This window comes from Lysobacter capsici, from assembly GCF_018732085.1.
GTDB classification, from domain to species: Bacteria; Pseudomonadota; Gammaproteobacteria; order Xanthomonadales; family Xanthomonadaceae; genus Lysobacter; species Lysobacter capsici_A.
The window spans coordinates 918,460-935,295 of sequence record NZ_CP076103.1; the positions used below are offsets into that span (position 1 = coordinate 918,460).

Sequence of the window (16,836 nt, forward strand, 5' to 3'; positions counted from 1 at the left end):
TCATTCGCATCCGTGGCGGAATGGCGCTGCAGCCACTTGGCTGCATGACCGAAAGACCTGCGCCGTGTACGTCTGCATCTGCAACGGAGTCACCGATCGCGATATCCGCCAGGCCGCCGAAGCCGGTTGCCGCAGCGTGCCCGAGCTGACCATGCGCACCGGTGCCGGCGCCAATTGCGGCAGCTGCCTGGAACTGGCGAGTTCGCTGCTGGAGCAGGCGCGCAACGTGCGTGAGCTGCCGTTGAACGTGATGCAACAGGCCGCCTGAGCCGTCGCAACATCGTGTGATTCGGGCCAGGCCCGACTTCGAGTTCCCCTTCCGGATATTCACCGCAGCCCTCGCGCTGTGGCCCGGCCTTGTCCTGCGAACCGACTCGGTGATCCGAGCCGCGATCGCCCGTTGCGCATAGCATCCCGAACCGCCCCGCGTCCGCCATGGGTAGCGCCGTAGCGACCCCAACGGCACTGATTCTCGCCTCCCGTTGCGCACGATTCGCGTTTCGTCATGGCTTGGACGAAACCGCTAGAGTGCCGCCCATTGCAACGTCGGAGCACGGCCATGAAAGGCGACCCCAAGGTCATCGAATTCCTCAACAAGGCGCTCTTCAATGAGCTGACCGCGATCAACCAGTACTTCCTGCACGCCAAGATGCTGAAGAACTGGGGCCTGAAGGAACTGGCCGAGCACGAGTACCACGAGTCGATCGACGAGATGAAGCACGCCGACAAGCTGTCGGACCGCATCTTGTTCCTCGACGGCCTGCCGAACTTCCAGGCGCTGGGCAAGCTGCGCATCGGCGAAAACCCGCGCGAGCTGCTGACCTGCGACCTGGCGCTGGAGCTCGAAGCGATCCCGCTGTTGCGCGAGGCGATCAAGTACTGCGAAACCGTCAGCGACTACGTCAGCCGCAAGCTGTTCGCCGATATCCTCGATTCCGAAGAAGAGCATGTCGACTGGATCGAAACCCAACTGGCGTTGATCGAGCGGTTGGGTGAGCAGAATTATCTGCTGACCAAGATCGAGGAGTGAGTTTGCAGGAGTGAGGAACGAGTGGGGCTTTGAAGCCCGCTGTTTCCAGGGATTTCGGTTCTAGCCAGCCAGCGACGTGGATGACGTAGCCAGCCCGCCAAGATCGTGATCTGCGAAGTGCGATGAGATTTTCGCTTCTTGCTTCCGCCTTGCTGTTGAACGCATAAAAAAGCCGCCGGCGATGAGCTGGCGGCTTTTTTCGTTGCTGCGATTGGAGCGGGTGCTTGATGGTTCGCTGATGATCTGAGCGCAGTGCGTCGGGGCTGAAGCCCCTCCCACAAAAGACTTCAAACAATAGTCTTCGTTGCGGCCACTGATCTTCGCTGCGGCGAGGTCTTTTGTGGGAAGGGCTTCAGCCCCGACGCTTTTCCTTCGGGTCGCTGCGCAACTGCACCCGACCATCGCGCCCCAGCAACGAAATCACCCGGAAGCCGCGGTCCCCACCTTCGGCCTGCGCCGGAACAACTTGCGCCACAACCACCACAGCGCCATCGCGATCACCACGCTGATCAGCAGCACGATGCCGAGCACCACCCACGGGTAGGCGAACACCAGCGACAGGCCGCCGAGCACGGCGACGTCCTCGGTCACCGAGGCGGTCCAGTTGCTGACCGGTTCGGGCGAGGTGTTGAGCACGGCGCGCGAGCCGGACTTCAGCAAGTGACTCGTGAGCGCCACGCCGGCGCCGGTGGCGAGCGCGCCGGCACCGAGCTGGCCGTCGGGCGACATCGCCGCGGCCGCGAGAAACGCGCCCACCGGCACCCGCAGCAGCGTGTGCAGCAGGTCCCAGCCCGAATCCACGCCGGGGATCTTGTCGGCGAAGAATTCACCCACGGTCAGCAGGCCGCACACGCCGAGCACCCACGGCGACTGGGTCGCCTGCAGCGCGGTCGGCAGCTCCAGCCAGCCCAGTGCGCCGGCGATGCCGACGCCGAACACGGTCAGATAGACCCGGACCCCCGACAGCCAGGCGAGAACTACGCCAACTGCGAACAGGTGCGCATCGGACATCGTGGCTTTCCCGTTAAGATTTAGGGTTGAGTATAGGTAAAGCCGGCGGTGTGAGCCGTCGTTTCGAGCATGGCCAAAACCCCGCCGCCGCGTTTCGTCATCGTCCAGCAGCAGCCGGACAAGCGCCCTTATATCTGGACCGCCGTCGGCGTGGTGTGGGCGTTGTCGCTGATCGTGGCCTGGCTGTGGTCGCAATCGCTGGCCGCGCCCAGGCTGCCCAAGCTGACCGCCGAGCTGGAGACCACCAAGCGCGAGCTGCGCGATCGCCAGAACCAGCTCGACCGGCTGGCCCAGCGCGAAGCCACCTTGCAGCGCTCCGACCAGATCAGCCGCGCCGCCAACAAGCAGGTGCAGGGCTCGCTGGCCCAGCGCGAGGAGGAAATCTCCGACCTGCGCGCCGACGTCGCCTTCTACGAACGCCTGGTCGGCGCGACCGCGCCGGCCAAGGGGCTCAACGTGCATTCGGTCGAGTTCAAGCCCGAAACCGGCGGCACCTGGCATTACCAGATCGTCCTGACCCAGAATCTCAACCGCGGAGCGGTCAGCAGCGGGGGGCTGCAGTTCCAGGTCGAAGGCGTGCGCGGCGGCAAGCTGGCCGCGATCGGCTGGGACGAGTTGCACCAGAAGTCCAAGGCGCCCGCCCAGGACTATTCCTTCCGCTACTTCCAGCAGGTCGACGGCAGCGTGATGCTGCCGGCCGGGTTCACTCCGCAACGCGTGCGCATCTCGCTGCGCGGGGAGAACGCCTCGATCGATCAGCACTTCGCCTGGAAGAGCGGCGTCACCGTAAACGGGGAAACTTAAGACGATGTTCAAGACCAACAGCAAACCGACCCAACTGCGCGAAGGCCAGGTCGACACCATGATCGGCCCGCAGGTGGTGATCCGCGGCGACCTGCACTTCAGCGGCGGGCTGTATATCGAAGGCCGCATCGTCGGCAAGCTGGTGGCCTTGGACGGCCAGCCGGCCAGCCTGACCCTGGCCGAGAACGGCAGCATCGAGGGCGAGGTGCGCGCGCCCGTGGTGATCATCAACGGCGAACTGACCGGCGATGTGTATTCCAGCGAGCGGGTTGAACTGGCGGCCAAGGCGCGGGTCCAGGGTAATGTGCATTACCGGGTGGTCGAGATGACGGCCGGTTCCCAGCTCACAGGCCGTCTGATCCATGCAGAGTCCGCCGCTGCGTTGCCGGCGCCTGAAGCCCTGATTACCGCCGACGCCCTGATGGATTGAGGGCGAACGCCCCAGCCCCCAGACGGTGCGGATGAGCGAAGAATCTTCCCAGTCCGCGCCGACTTCCGCCGAACCGGTAAGCGCCGGCCCGGCGGCGCCCGTGGACACGCCCGCGCCCGCCGGCGACGGCCGTCACCCGTGGCGGATCCCGGCCGCCGTGCTGCTGACCGTGGCCCTGGCCTTCGGCGCCTGGGGCGTGTGGCGTTCCGTCACCCAGCCGGAGCAGACCCCGCCGCCGCCGTCCGCTGACGGCGCCGCCCTGAGCCCTCGGCAGATGCAGGCCGAACTGGAGCAACTGCGCCAGCGGGTGACCACCCTGGGCCGCTCCGACGCGATCAGCCGCCAGGCCAACCGCGACCTGCAAAGCGCCCTGGCCGAGCGCGACGAGGAAATCGCCGGCCTGCGCGCCGACGTGGCCTTCTACGAGCGCCTGGTCGGCGCCACCGGCCAGCGCCGCGGCCTCACCGTCCACGCGTTGAAGATGCAGCCGCAGGACGGCGCGCCCTCGGCCTGGCACTTCACCACCACCCTGACCCAGAACCTCAACCGCGGCGCGGTCAGCGCCGGCCGGCTGACCCTAGCCCTGGAAGGCACCCGCGCCGGCAAACTCGAAAAACTGGCCTGGGCCGACCTGCGCCAGCAGCCGGGCGCGCCCGGCACGGCGTACTCGTTCAAATACTTCGAACAGATCGAAGGCGACGTGTTCGTGCCGCAGGGCCTGACCCCGGTGCGGGTCACGGTGCGGCTGACCCCGCAATCGGGGCCGGCGGTCGAGCAATCCTTCAGCTGGGCCGACGCCACCCGCGACACTGCGGCCGGCGCCGCGGGCGCCGGCAATCCCGGCAGCTGATTGCTGTGTTCGTCTGGCGCGCTTGAATGCGAAGGCCGCGGCCCTCATCCTTTCGTCATGGAAACCACTACTCTCACCGCGGCGCCTGGCTACCAGTCGCTGGATCGGCCGTTGCAGTTCAGTTCCTCGGCCGCCGGCAAGGTGCGCGAGTTGATCGCCGAAGAAGGCAACGACGCCCTCAAGCTGCGGGTCTACATCCAGGGCGGCGGCTGCTCGGGCTTCCAGTACGGTTTCGAATTCGACGAACAGCAGGGCGAGGACGACCTGGCCGTGCAGACCGACGGGGTGACCCTGTTGGTCGATCCGCTCAGCCTGCAGTACCTGATGGGCGCGGAAGTCGACTACACCGAGAGCCTGCACGGTTCGCAGTTCGTGATCCGCAATCCGAACGCGAAGACCACCTGCGGCTGCGGTTCCTCGTTCGGCGTGTGAGTACGGCCCCAGCCTTCGCGTTCGTCGAAGCCGATTCGGCCTGGCGCGCGGCGCTGGACCGGGCCGATCATCTGCGCGATCAACCTCAGGCCTTGGCGGCGTTGTGGCCGCAGGCGCGGGTGATCGTGCTCGATGCCTCCGGCCAGGCCTATGCCGACGACGACGACAATCTGCTCGCGCCGCTGGGCCATGAGCTCACCGACGGCCCGGGCGGCACCGGCGCATCGATTTTTCTGGGACTGGCGGCGGACGGGCAGGGCTGGTTCGCGATCGAAGCCGAGCTGGTCGCGTTCCAGGCGCCGCGCCGGGTCGATCTGCGCCGCGCCGCCGCGCAGTGGCCCTTGCTCGACGCCAGCGTGTTCGCCCAGGCCCGCGCGCTGCAGCACTGGCGCAGCCGGCATCGCTACTGCGGCGTGTGCGGCGGCGAAATCGCCTTCGCCCGCGCCGGCTGGACCGGCCGTTGCAGCCAATGCGGTACCGAACACTACCCCCGCACCGACCCGGCGGTGATCGTCGCGGTCAGCGACGGCGAGCGCCTGTTGCTCGGTCGCCAGGCCGGTTGGCCGGCGCAGCGGTATTCGGTGATCGCCGGCTTCGTCGAGCCCGGCGAATCGCTGGAGCAGACCGTGGCCCGCGAGGTGCTGGAAGAAACCGGCGTGCGCGTGCGCAGTTGCCAGTACCTGGGCTCGCAGCCGTGGCCGTTCCCCAGCGCGCTGATGCTCGGTTTCGCCGCCTTTGCCGAACCCGATGCGCCGCAGGTCAGCGACGAACTCGAAGAAGCGCGCTGGTTCACCCTCGATGAAATCCGCGCCGCGGCGGCGCGTGGCGAACGCAAGGCGGCCGCGCCGTCTGTTTCGGCCGAGGCCGCTCCCCCCGCGGACGACGACGGCCCGCTGCTGTCGCCCAGCATTTCGATTTCGCGCTGGCTGATCGAGCATTGGCGCGTGGCCGCCGAGGAACGCGCGGGGCGTTGAATCGTGCGTGGGCGGTGTGTTGGATTGACTGATTTCCCAGGCCGATTGCGACGATTCCGATCCTGATCTTGATGCTCCCGGCTGCCGGCTGCCGGCTGCGGCCGAGGCTGCGTATCGTGCCGGTGATGGAACCTGCGTGGTCGGCTCAGTCGGTGCGTTCTGATGAGGATGGCTCGGATGAGAGCGGCTTGGGTGAGCGGTGATCCAAAACGCCGCAAAGGTCCGAAGTCTTTTGTGGGAGGGGCTTCAGCCCCGACGCTTTTCGATCCGATATCGATGAAGTTCGCTGTGGGTAGGTGTGTCGCGATCTGAGCCGAAAGCGTCGGGGCTTAAGCCCCTCCCACAAAAGCCGGCCTCCCACATAAAGCTGGCTTCCGACAAAAGCCGGCCGACAAAAAGCAGGCGAACCAATCAAAAGCGGGCCAACCGAAGGCTTGGTCCTCACGCACGGGCTTCACGGCAAGCCGTGTCACGCAGCAAGGTCTCGACATGATCCTCGTCGAGACGCCATGGGCCCGCGACCGCGCCTGCACGCGGTCGCGCTAGAATCGCGAGAGTTTGATGCTTGCCTTCTTCGCCTCGCCAGGAGCGTCGCCCCGATGTCCGTCACGCTGATCGCCGCCGTCGTCGCACTCGTGCTCGGCCATCTCGCGCAGTCGCTGGCCGCGTCGGTGCGTCACTACGGCTGGTACAGCGACTGGCTGCGCTGGATCGACAGCCGCTTTCCGGAAGGCAGCTTCTGGCGCGGCCGCTGGGGCCTGCTGATCGCGCTGGCGCCGCCGCTGCTCGCGGTCGGCCTGTTCCAGCTGGCGCTGGACGAACCCCTGATCGGGCTCGGCGGGCTGGTGTTCGGCATCTTCATCCTGTTCTACGCCTGGGGCCCGCGCGACCTGGATCTCGACGTCGAGGCGCTGGCCTCGGCGCGCGACCCGGCCTCGCGGCGCGAGGCGGCGGCCAAGCTGTGGCCCGACGGCGCGACCCCGCTCCTCGACGGCGGTTCGCTGGTCGAAGCGGTGTTCCGCAGCGCGCTGCGGCGCTGGTTCGGCGTGCTGTTCTGGTTCCTGCTGCTCGGGCCGATCGGCGCGCTGGGCTATCGCCTGGTCGCGCTGGCCGCCGAGGGCGACGCCTCGCGCCACCTGCCCGGCGAAACCCGCGCCGGCGCGCACACGCTGCTGGCCCTGCTGGACTGGCCGGTCGCGCAGTTGCTGACCCTGGCGCTGGCCCTGGTCGGCAATTTCGACACCGTGCTCGGCGCCTGGCGCGAGGCCGGCGGCACCCGCTTCAATCTCGACAACCGCTTCCTCGGCGCGGTCGGGCGCGCCAGCGTCAAGTGCGAACTGGCCGAGGAAGCCGCCGACTACGTCGACGAATCCGGGGTCGCCGCGCCGGCCCTGCCCGGCTCGGGCACCGCCCTGGTCGCGGCCGAAGTGCCCGAGCTGCGCGATGCGATGAGTCTGGTCTGGCGCAGCCTGCTGGTGTGGCTGGCGGTGCTGGCGCTGTTCGTGATCGCCGGCTTCGTCGCCTGACCCCTCGGCGCCGCGCGGCGCCGACCTCGCATCGCCGAATTGAGACCGCCTGAGCGGAAACCCAACGCCGCCGCATGGACGGGGTAGGGAGGCGCCGCGCCGCCTGCGTTTGTAGGTCAGGTTCCGCGCAAGTCGCGAGCCGCGCGACTCCGTCCGTCCCCGGCCACCCCGGCGTCGAACGGTTGTCCTGTCGCAGGGGGTTGGACAGGGCCCGCGCGCCGCGGAGTGCCGGAACCGGTTCGCACGTTCGCGCGTGCGTTCGCGTCACAGCAGCCAGAAAGCGGCAATCGCGACGAAGAAGCGCCGGTTACGCATGCACGGGAGTCCAGCGACCAAGAACTGAGCCCCGCGCATCGCGTAAGCGGTCGCCTCGCGTCCATGCGCCATCACGCTTGCGGAGGATTCGATTTGGGCAATCGCTTCACGTCTGTGATCCATGCCAGTTTTGCGCCGGCAATCGCCGCGCATGACGGCCTTGGCTTCGTTCAATCCCCGGCGCCGGCTGGGCTAGTATCGAAGCAGGTGACCGCGACGTGGGCGAAAGTGGACGTAGGCCAGGAATCTTCAGCGGCGAATCAGCCCGCGGCGACGCGCGAAGGCGACGATCATTTCGTCGTGTTCCTGCGCGAGCACCGCGAGCCGCTGATCGCGTTTCTGCGCAAGTCCGCCGCCTCGCACGAGGACGCGCAGGACATCGCCCAGGAAACGATGATGCGCATGCTGCGCTATCGCGACCAGCCGGCCGACGCCTTGAAGATCCTGATGTACCGCATCGCGATCAACGCGCTCAACGATCGCGGCCGGCGTCAGAAGACCCGCCACGCGCCCGAGCACGTGAGCCTGGACGAGGACTATCACGCGTTGCCGTCGCACGAGCCGGCGCACGATCAACGCGTGGCCACCGAGCAGGAACTGGCGCTGGTGCGCGCGGCGATCATGCAATTGCCCACGCGCAGCCGGCAGATTTATTTGCTCAATCGCATCAATGGAATGAGTTACACGCAAATCGCTCGCCACTGCGGTATTTCTGTAAAGGCAGTGGAGAAGAATATCGGCCGGGCGCTCGCGCTGTTGCGCGTGCGTATGAAGGAAAGCGGCTACGAGAGCTTGCAAGAACCATGAAGACCACACTGCTCACATCCACGGCCGACCATTCCGCCGACTCCGACGACGACCGCGCCAGCGCGTGGGTCGCGCTGCTGGATTCGCCCGAATGCACGTCGCACGACCGCGCCGAGTTCGATCGCTGGCTCGACGAATCGCCGCGGCACGTGCTCGCCTATGTCGAGGCCGAGCGCGCGCATCAGGCCGCCGCGCAACTGAAGAACGACGAACTGCTGCAGGCCGCCGCGCGCATCGCCTGGCGCGCAACCGGGCGCGACACCACGCGCTCGCGCTGGTGGGTGCCGACCACATTGGTCGCCTCGCTGCTGGTCGCGACCGTGGTCGGGGTCAACTGGCTGCGCGCGCCGGGCGAACCGATCGTCCAGCACTACGCCACCGCGATCGGCGAGCAGCGTTCGCTGCGCCTGGCCGACGGCACCCAGATCATGCTCGACACCGATTCTGCGATCGTCGCGCGCTTCGGCGACGACCGCCGCGAGATCGAACTCGATCGCGGCCGGGTCCAGTTCCAGGTCGCCGCCGATGCGGCGCGTCCGTTCTCGGTCAAGGCCGGCGACGGCGTGATCCGTGACATCGGCACCACCTTTCAGGTCAGCAAGCACGCCGACTCGATCAACGTCGGCCTGATCGAAGGCTCGGTGATCGTGTCCAGCGGCGTGGCCCAGGTCGGCAGCACGCTCAATCCCGGGCAGCAGATCAGCTACGACCGCAGCGGGCGCATGACCCCGGCCGAGCCGCTCGATCTCAACGTCGCCCAGGCCTGGCCGACCGGCGATCTGGTGTTCAAGAACAGCCGCCTGGACACCCTGCTGACCGAGATGAATCGCTACTCCTCGACCAAGCTGCTGCTGGCCGAACCGGCGCTGGGCGAGATCACCATCAGCGGCGTGTTCCACATCGGCGATCAGGCGTCCTTGCTCAAGGCGCTCGAGCAGGGTTGGTCGTTGCGCGCCGAGCAGGGCCAGGGCGGCGAAATCGTGCTCCATCGCAAGTCGGGCTGAGCCCCCTGGCCGCCACGGCGATGCTATGGTTGGACAGCGCCTGCATACAGGGGGCGTATGGGTTCAGCAGTAGCCTGATCGATGCGGTTGGTGGATGGCCAAGATTTCCTATGCGTTCATCGTTTCCGTCGCGCTGACGTTTGCGTCGCAAGCCGGGGCCTCCCCGGCCGCTGCCGACGATTTTCCAGCCGATGGCTACAACATCCCGGCCGGCGCGCTCGATGACGCGCTGAACGAGTTTGCGCGTCGGCATCACCTGCAGATCTCCTATTCCCCGGCCCTGGTGGCGCGTCGGCGCAGCCGCGGCCTGCGCGGCGCGGGCTCGGTGCGCGAGGGCCTGGCCCGTCTGCTGGAGGGCACCGGCCTCACCGCGGTAGCCGTAAAGCCCAATGTTTACTTGCTACAGGCCTCGCCGCGACCGCCGCGACCGCTGCCGCCGCCGATACCGGCGGCCAGGCCGATGGCCGCGGCCAAGCCGCCGGTGCCGACCGAACTGGACACGGTCCATGTAACCGGGACGCGTATCGGCCGCGCCGATTTCGAAAGCTCGCTGCCGCTGACCCTGATCACCAACGAACAGATCCGCGCCAGCGGTCACCAGACCCTGTTCGACCTGCTGCGGCTGATGCCGGGCATGACCGGCCACCATCCGCGCAACGTCGCCACCGAGGGCGGCGCGACCCAGGTGCCTTCGGCCGCCGCGGCCTCGGCCAGCCTGTACTCGCTGGGGCCGCGCGCGACCTTGTTCCTGGTCGACGGCCGGCGCATGGCCAACTACGGCCTGGTCTCCACCGACATGGGCGCGCTGACCGATCTCAACGGCATTCCGTTGAGCATGGTCGACCACATCGAAATCGCCCACGGCGGCGCCTCGGCGATCTACGGCGCCGACGCCATGGCCGGCGTGGTCAACATCATCCTCAAGAAGGATTACCGCGGCGCCGAAGTCGGCGGCAGCTTCGGCGTGTCGCAGCGCGGCGACGCCGAACAGCAGCGCTCCTACGCCAGCTTCGGCGAACGCACGCCCGGCGACGGCAGCATCTTCGTCAGCATCGATCACTACACCCGCAATCCGCTGATCGGCAGCCAGCGCAAGTGGAGCACGCTCGACCAGCGCTTCGACGGCCAGCGCGACCTGCGCGTGCCGTCGGGTTTTACCTTCGGCAACTTCGTCGTCGCGCCGGCGCCCGGCTGCGAGGGGGGCGAAGCGGTCGAGGACAGCGCCGCGTGCAGCCTCGACGTCCCGCGTTACGTGAGCCTGCAGCCGGGCATCACCAGCAACGCGTTCTACACCCACTTCCGCCAGCCGCTCGGCGACAACGCCGAGTTCTACGCCGACCTGCGCGCGACCCGGGTCAGCCTGGAGATGCAGAACGCGCCGTTCTACGCCTCGGTGGGCCTGCCCGAAGGCCACCCGGACGCGTTCAAGCCGTTTCCGACCCTGCGCCTGAATTACTGGTTTTCCGAATTGGGCCCGGTGCGCAACCGCACCGTCACCACCACCCGCGACTACACCGCCGGCGTCAAGGGCTATCGCGGCAAGTGGGAGTGGGACGTCAGCCTGTCGCGCCGGCGCAACAAGGTGGTCAACCGCATCGACGGGTTGATCGACGAATCGGCGCTGTTCGGCACCCAGGGCGAACCTGCGGTCAATACCTTCCGTTTCAGCAAGAGCGAGGAAAACCCGCCCGAGGTGCTCGCGGCGATTTCGCCGCGCACCACCCTGGGCGGCGAAGTGGTGCTCGACACCGTCTCGGGCAGCATCGAGGGGCCGTTGCTCGCGCTGCCCGCCGGCGATCTCAAGGTCGCCGCCGGTTTCGAGGCGCGGCACGAGCGCGTGCGCAACCGGCCCGACGACGCCTTCGTCAAGGGCAAGATCGCGCTGGCCCAGGAAGCCGACTCGCGCGACGCCAGCCGCAACACCTCGGCGATCTACGCCGAGTTCAACGCGCCGCTGCACGAGAAGCTGTGGGTCAACGCGGCCTGGCGCCTGGACCGCAACGCCGGCTACGGCAATCAGATCTCGCCGATGTTCGGCGTGCGCTGGCAACCGCTGCGTTCGCTGGCCCTGCGCGGATCGTTCGGCGAGGGCTACCGCGCGCCGACCCTGGCCGAGCTGCGCCGGCCGCTGGTGGTCGACAGCCAGGCGTTCGTGCGCTCCGATCCCACCACCCAGCCGTGCCTCAACGATTACGGCGAGTACTGCCAGGTGGTCCAGCGCGCGGTGATCAATCCCGACCTGCGTCCGGAAACCTCGACCAGCCGCAGCCTGGGCTTGATCTGGACGCCGAGCGAAGACTTCACCGCGACCGTCAATCGCTACCGCATCCGCCGCAACAACGAGATCCTGGCGATCGACGCCGCGTCGCGGCCCGACCTGTTTCCCAAGGCCCTGATCCGCGACGCCGACGGTTATCTGGACACGATCGAGACCTACCTCGACAACGTCGGCAGCACCGAAGTGCGCGGTTGGGAAATCGACGCCGAGTACCGCCACCAGACCCAGCGCTGGGGCAACCTGTCGTTCCGCATCAACGGCCATTACATGGGCCACCTGCTGCGCCGGCTGCATCCGAAAGAACCCGAATACGACTTCGCCGGTTACGGCACGCCCAACAACACCGTGCTGGGCAGCGTGCGCTGGAGCTATCGCGACTGGATCGCCACGCTCAACCTGCGCTACATGGGCCACGCCACGGTCGGCATCCAGCCGGGCCAGGACTGCGTGGTCCTCGATGAGCCCGGGCGTTGCCGCACGCCGAGCGCGACCCTGGTCGGGTTCGATGTGGCCTACGGCGGCTTCGACAAATGGCTGATCGGTTTGAACGTCAGCAACCTCAACGATCGCCGGCCGGTCAATTACGACTACAGCTTCGGCGGCTACAGCATCGTCGACGACGATCCGGTCGGCCGTTATTACCTGGTCAGTGCGGTGTACCGCTTCTGAGATGGCGGCGCGGCCGTAACCGGCCCGAGGCGAACCGCCGGACGCTCAGCCCGGCGCGAGCCACGAGAACGGCGGCCACGGCAGATTGCGCAGCACCCAGAACGCGCCGAGCCCGACCAGCCAGACCTTGCCGTCGACCAGCGCGGCGACCACGCGCCGCGGCAGCGGCAGCCGATACCCCAGGCCGTGCAGCACGATCAGCGGCAGGGTCAGCATCAACACCGGCAGCAGCGGATTCATCGCCAGCATCTGGGCGATGTCGCCATGCACCAGCGCGTGCAGCGCGCGGGTGATGCCGCAGCCCGGGCAGTACAACCCGGTGAAACTATGGAACAGGCACGCCGGCAACGGACTGCCGGCGGCATTGGGATCGAAACGGCGCAGCACCCACACGCCCACCGCCGCCGTCGCGAGCGCGGCGGTGGCGGTCGCCGCGAGGGCGAGATGGCGTGGGTGGGTGCCGCGCTGCATGTCGCTCGCCATGAGGCAGGCGCTTAGCGCGACTGCGCCCGCTGCAGTTCCTGCAGGAAGTCTTCCGACAGGAACGACATGCCGTTGATGAAGAACGACACGATGGTCCACAGGATGCCGATCGCGACCAGCGCGGTACCGACCCAGCACCAGATCTTGGCCGTTTCCGAGGCCTTGCGCGCACCGGCGTCGTCGCCGGCTTGGAACTTGGTGTTGACCTGGCTGCCGAACACGATCGCGACGATGCCCGGCGCCGCGCCGATCAGGCAGCAGAAGCACAGGCCCAGCACGGTGACGGTGATCGACCAGGCCAGGTAGGTCGGATAGGGCGCGGGCGCAACGGTGTTGATGGGCTGATTCATGGTGTCCTTCCCCAAGACAAACGTCGGTCGCCGACGCGGCGACCGTTCGCGGGCATCCTAGCAGCGCGTCGCGACGACGGCACGTCGCGGCGATGCGGCCGGACGTGCCAAACGCGGCCGATTGCGGCCCGATTGCGGGAATCCGCGACGATCGGCGGCGAGCGACGGGCGACTTGCGCCGCCGCCGGCACGGCGCTCCGCGCGGCGATCAGGCCCGGTCGCCGCGCAGCGCGCGGACCTGCGCTTCCAGCGATTGCGCGCTGACGCCGGCGGCGTCGCGCGGCGGATCGGCGACCACTTCGATCCCGGCGCGGAACCGGCGCGGCACCCGCATGCGGTCGAGCCAGCCGCCTTCGGCGCGATTGCTGCGGCGGCTCCACATGCTGGCCCACATGCCGCGCAGCGCCATTGGGATCACCGGCACCGGGTTTTTCTCCAGCACCCGCTCGACCCCGGACTTGAACGCCGCGATCTCGCCGTCGCGGGTCAGCGCGCCCTCGGGGAAGATGCCGACCAACTGACCGTCGGCGAGCGCGGCGTCGATTTCCTCGAACGCGCGCCGCATCACCTCGGGGTCTTCCTTGGCCCCGGCGATCGGGATCGCCTTGGCGGTGCGGAAGATCCAGCTCATCACCGGGATGTTGAAGATCTTGTAATACATCACGAAGCGCACCGGCCGCGGGATGCTCGCGCTGAGGATCAGCGCGTCCATGTAGCTGACGTGGTTGCACACCACCAGCGCCGCGCCCTCGTCGGGAATCTTCTCCACCCCCGACACGCGCAAGCGATACAAGGTGCGCACCAGCACCCAGCTCAGGAAGCGCATCAGGAACTCGGGCACGATCGTGAAGATGTAGATCGCGACCACCGCGTTGGCGATCGCCAGCGCCAGGAACACCTGCGGGATGGTCCAGTGCAGGAAGCGCTGCACGACCACGCCGAGCACCGCCGCCGACACGATGAAGGCCGCGTTCTGGATGTTCATGCCGGCGATCACGCGCGACAACTCGTTCTTCGGCGAGCGGTTCTGGATCAGCGCGAACAGCGGCACCACGAAGAAACCGGCGAACAGGCCGATCCCGACCAGGTCGATCATGATCCGCCACGAACCGGCGCTGCGAACGAACGCGGCCACGTCCAGCCCGGTCGCGGTGGCCGCGCCGGTGCGGGCGAAATACAGGTCGATCATGAAGGCGCTGATGCCGAACGCGCCCAGCGGCACCAGGCCGATTTCGACCGTGCGCGCCGACAGCCGCTCGCACAGCATCGAGCCCACGCCGGTGCCGATCGAGAACAGCGCCAGCGCGAAGATGTAAAGGGTCGGATCGCCGCCGAGATTGGTCAGCGCATAGCCGGGCAACTGCGAGGTCAGCACCGTGCCGACGAACCAGAACCACGACACGCCCAGCACCGAATTGCGCACCGCCGGCTGACGGCGGGTCATGCGCATGATCTTCACCGACTCGGGAATCGGGTTCCACTGGATCTTCAAGTCCGGTTCGCCCGCATCGGCGCGCGGGATCATCCGGCTGACCAGGTTGCCGGTCACCGCCAGCGCGATGATCGCGGTCGCCGCGACCACCGGCCCGTGGGTGCCGGCGAGGGTGAAGATCAAGCCGCCGAAGATCATGCCGGTGAGGATCGCGATCGAAGTGCCCATCTCGACCAGGCCATTGCCGCCGGTGAGTTCCTCGGGCTTGAGCACCGAGGGCAGGATCGAATACTTGACCGGTCCGAACAGCGTCGACTGCAGGCCGGTGCCGAACAGCGCCATCAGCAGGATCGTCATGTTCTGGGTGAGGAAGCCGACCGCGGCCAGCGACATGATCGCGATCTCCATCGAGGTCGTGATCCGGATCAGCTTGTGCTTTTCCAGCTTCTCGGCGATCTGCCCGGCGGTGGCCGAGAACAGGAAGTACGGCAGGATGAACAAGGCCGGCGCGAGATTGGTGTAGAGCGTGCGCTGCGCATCGTCGACGCCGAGGTAGAACAGCAGCCCGATGATCGCCTGCCGGTAGACGTTGTCGTTGAAGGCGCCGAAGGCCTGGGTCAGGAAGAACGGCAGGAACCGCCGTTGGGTGAGCAACGCGAACTGGTTGTGCGCCATGCCGTCCTGCTTGTCGTTTCTGGTCCGCGCGTGGATGCGCGTCTCGGGCGAAGGATTCGCGTGGGGAGCCTAACAAAAGCCCACCGGCGCGGTGTAGCGGCGCAGGCGAGGTAGCGCAAAAGTAGCCCCGGCAACGCGTGGCCCTAGACCACATCACCCGCCGAACCCCAACGCTCTCCCAATCTCCGCCACCCCCGCTTTCGCTTTTCCTCCCTTTGAAAAAGGGGGGCAGGGGGGATTTGCTTTGGCTCTTAAATCTCTTACCCCGGGTCCAGCCCGTTCCCAAAAAACCAAACCCCAACGCCCTCACCCCACCGCCGCATCCTTCCAGTCCGCCCCATGCGGCCCCTCCGCCGCCTTCTCCCGCGCCGCCCGGCTCCACTGCGGCTCCTCCCGCCAGCGCCGCGTACTGCGCTGGAAGAACTGACTGTTGGGCACCTGCAACACCGTGTCCTCGCCGCTGGCATGGCTTTCCTGCAGCGTGGTGAAGATGAAATTGATATCGACCACCCGCCCGCGCAGCCCCGGCTTGTCGCCGCCCTCCAGCACCTCGATGTAGTCGTACAGCCGGAACGGCCGCGTGGTCAGAATCAACAACGCGCAGAAAATATTCGACAACACACTCCACGCCGCGAAGAACGCCACCGCGCCGACCGCCACGAACCCGGTCAACGTCGTCCACACCACCGACCCCTCGATCCCCAAGCGATTGAGCAACAACAGCAACGCGGCGATATAGATCAGCGTGTTCAACACCCGCCGCACCCCGATCGCGAACGCCGGCGCCAGGTCGTAACGCGTCGACAGCCGCCGCAGCAGATGCCGCAACAACGTGGTCAGCAGCCACGCCCCGGCCAGAATGGCCAGCGCTTCGCCGAGTTTCGCGGCGATGTAGGCGGCCTGGGCGATGGTGGGGGACATGATGGGTTCGGTCTCTGGCTGCGGATATGGCCGAGCAGTGTACGAAAGCCGGGGTTAGCGCACCGTGCCGAAGGCGGAGTTGGCAGTAGTGGGGTCGGATTGCGATCTCGGGGGTATGGCTCCGAAACCGCGGATCGAATTGCTGGCGTGTCTGTCTTGCGATAGCGATACGGTGGCGGTGAGCCGATCTTCGCGGCCGGCGCGGCTTGCACGCACATGCGGTGCTCGTGACTTCGGCGGTTCCGTTATCTGCAAGAGCCCTCGTCGTGAAATGCCGCAGGCGGTCGCAGACGGCTATCGCTCGATTGCCTGGTACGCCTCCAGGATCGCGTCCCTGAAGGGCGTGGGCAGGGCGTCGTAGTCCTGGGCGCGATCTTCAAACTTCTCGTCTATCCAGGTGGCGGTATCGAAGCCGGTCGCCACCGCGCGCAGCACCAGCAAAGTGCAGGCGGTGAACTCGCGCTCGTGGCCCGGCTTCCAGGCGTGCGCGCACAGTTCGATCACTTCGTAGGGATGCCAGTGCTGTCCCGGGGTCAGCACACCGTGTTGCACGTCGATGAGCTGTTTCAACGCGTCGCGATGCCGCTCGACATCGACGCCGTAGTCGCTTTCGGCAATGAAGGTGAGCTCGGCGTGGGTGAGCGATTTCAGGAGGGTGTCGAGCATGGTTCCTGGCATTGGTGTCTGAGCTCGGCCGGTCGGCGACGCGGCAACGGATTGAAGGGGCGCTCAAGGCCGATTTGCCGCCACGCAGCCGGGTTGAGCGAGCGCATCTCGACCTCGCCGCGATTCACCCTGGGACGGCGGGTGGGCGCATGGTTCGCGTGTCGATCGCAACATGCCGG

Annotated in this window: 16 protein-coding genes and 1 pseudogene; 11 read left to right on the forward strand and 6 right to left on the reverse strand. The window is 67.3% G+C overall.

Translation table 11 applies throughout. From position 1 onward, the window contains the following. Window positions 1-64 precede the first annotated feature (64 nt). Window positions 65-268: a (2Fe-2S)-binding protein gene (locus tag KME82_RS03720; RefSeq protein ID WP_215497330.1), complete on the forward strand. Its 204-nt coding sequence runs from the start codon at window positions 65-67 to the stop codon at window positions 266-268. 291 nt (window positions 269-559) lie between these two features. Beyond that, window positions 560-1,030 (forward strand): bacterioferritin, encoded by a 471-nt coding sequence (gene bfr, locus KME82_RS03725; protein ID WP_215497331.1) that lies wholly within the window; start codon window positions 560-562, stop codon window positions 1,028-1,030. A gap of 420 nt (window positions 1,031-1,450) precedes the next feature. On the opposite strand, the gene KME82_RS03730 is transcribed toward bfr, so the two are convergent. Continuing rightward, a complete protein-coding gene (locus KME82_RS03730) occupies window positions 1,451-2,041 on the reverse strand; it encodes a DUF4126 domain-containing protein (protein ID WP_215497332.1) in 591 nt (196 codons plus the stop codon). Between the two features lie 69 nt (window positions 2,042-2,110). On the opposite strand from KME82_RS03730, the gene KME82_RS03735 reads away from it, so the two are divergent. The 9 genes from KME82_RS03735 (at window position 2,111) to KME82_RS03775 (ending at window position 12,130) form a co-directional block, all read left to right on the forward strand. Further along, the gene (locus KME82_RS03735; protein WP_215497333.1) at window positions 2,111-2,845 is read left to right on the forward strand and encodes a DUF6776 family protein; all 735 of its coding nucleotides are present in this window, start codon (window positions 2,111-2,113) and stop codon (window positions 2,843-2,845) included. 4 nt (window positions 2,846-2,849) lie between these two features. Beyond that, window positions 2,850-3,275 (forward strand): bactofilin family protein, encoded by a 426-nt coding sequence (locus KME82_RS03740; protein ID WP_215497334.1) that lies wholly within the window; start codon window positions 2,850-2,852, stop codon window positions 3,273-3,275. Between the two features lie 31 nt (window positions 3,276-3,306). Then, the gene (locus KME82_RS03745; RefSeq protein WP_252255615.1) at window positions 3,307-4,125 is read left to right on the forward strand and encodes a DUF6776 family protein; all 819 of its coding nucleotides are present in this window, start codon (window positions 3,307-3,309) and stop codon (window positions 4,123-4,125) included. Between the two features lie 57 nt (window positions 4,126-4,182). Next, a complete protein-coding gene (gene erpA, locus KME82_RS03750; protein WP_036108848.1) occupies window positions 4,183-4,557 on the forward strand; it encodes an iron-sulfur cluster insertion protein ErpA in 375 nt (124 codons plus the stop codon). Continuing rightward, the gene (gene nudC / locus KME82_RS03755; RefSeq protein ID WP_252255616.1) at window positions 4,554-5,531 is read left to right on the forward strand and encodes an NAD(+) diphosphatase; all 978 of its coding nucleotides are present in this window, start codon (window positions 4,554-4,556) and stop codon (window positions 5,529-5,531) included. Before erpA ends, nudC begins: the two co-directional genes overlap by 4 nt. Window positions 5,532-6,130: 599 nt before the next feature. Then, a complete protein-coding gene (gene ampE, locus KME82_RS03760) occupies window positions 6,131-7,057 on the forward strand; it encodes a regulatory signaling modulator protein AmpE (protein ID WP_215497335.1) in 927 nt (308 codons plus the stop codon). 408 nt (window positions 7,058-7,465) lie between these two features. After that, window positions 7,466-8,179: an RNA polymerase sigma factor gene (locus tag KME82_RS03765; RefSeq protein WP_332484294.1), complete on the forward strand. Its 714-nt coding sequence runs from the start codon at window positions 7,466-7,468 to the stop codon at window positions 8,177-8,179. After that, window positions 8,176-9,183, forward strand: coding sequence for a FecR family protein (locus tag KME82_RS03770; protein ID WP_215497336.1), 1,008 nt, complete (start codon window positions 8,176-8,178; stop codon window positions 9,181-9,183). The genes KME82_RS03765 and KME82_RS03770 overlap by 4 nt, the downstream gene beginning before the upstream one ends. A 94-nt stretch (window positions 9,184-9,277) precedes the next feature. Continuing rightward, entirely contained in the window at window positions 9,278-12,130 is a 2,853-nt protein-coding gene (locus KME82_RS03775; RefSeq protein ID WP_215497337.1) for a TonB-dependent receptor, read from the forward strand. Between the two features lie 45 nt (window positions 12,131-12,175). Here the strand turns inward: KME82_RS03775 and KME82_RS03780 are convergent, their stop codons facing one another. The 5 genes and pseudogenes from KME82_RS03780 to KME82_RS03800 all read right to left on the reverse strand — a co-directional run bounded on the left by KME82_RS03780 (window position 12,176) and on the right by KME82_RS03800 (window position 16,657). Then, on the reverse strand, window positions 12,176-12,601 hold the full coding sequence (locus KME82_RS03780; protein WP_215497338.1) for a DUF2752 domain-containing protein: 426 nt from the start codon (window positions 12,599-12,601) through the stop codon (window positions 12,176-12,178). Between the two features lie 23 nt (window positions 12,602-12,624). Then, the gene (locus KME82_RS03785; protein WP_215497339.1) at window positions 12,625-12,963 is read right to left on the reverse strand and encodes a CD225/dispanin family protein; all 339 of its coding nucleotides are present in this window, start codon (window positions 12,961-12,963) and stop codon (window positions 12,625-12,627) included. A 208-nt stretch (window positions 12,964-13,171) separates the two neighbouring features. Further along, window positions 13,172-15,070 (reverse strand): MFS transporter, encoded by a 1,899-nt coding sequence (locus KME82_RS03790; RefSeq protein WP_215497340.1) that lies wholly within the window; start codon window positions 15,068-15,070, stop codon window positions 13,172-13,174. A gap of 375 nt (window positions 15,071-15,445) precedes the next feature. Continuing rightward, a pseudogene (locus KME82_RS03795) lies at window positions 15,446-15,991 on the reverse strand (mechanosensitive ion channel domain-containing protein); the annotation flags it as partial. A 294-nt stretch (window positions 15,992-16,285) separates the two neighbouring features. Continuing rightward, window positions 16,286-16,657, reverse strand: coding sequence for a hypothetical protein (locus tag KME82_RS03800; RefSeq protein WP_252255617.1), 372 nt, complete (start codon window positions 16,655-16,657; stop codon window positions 16,286-16,288). Window positions 16,658-16,836: the final 179 nt, after the last annotated feature.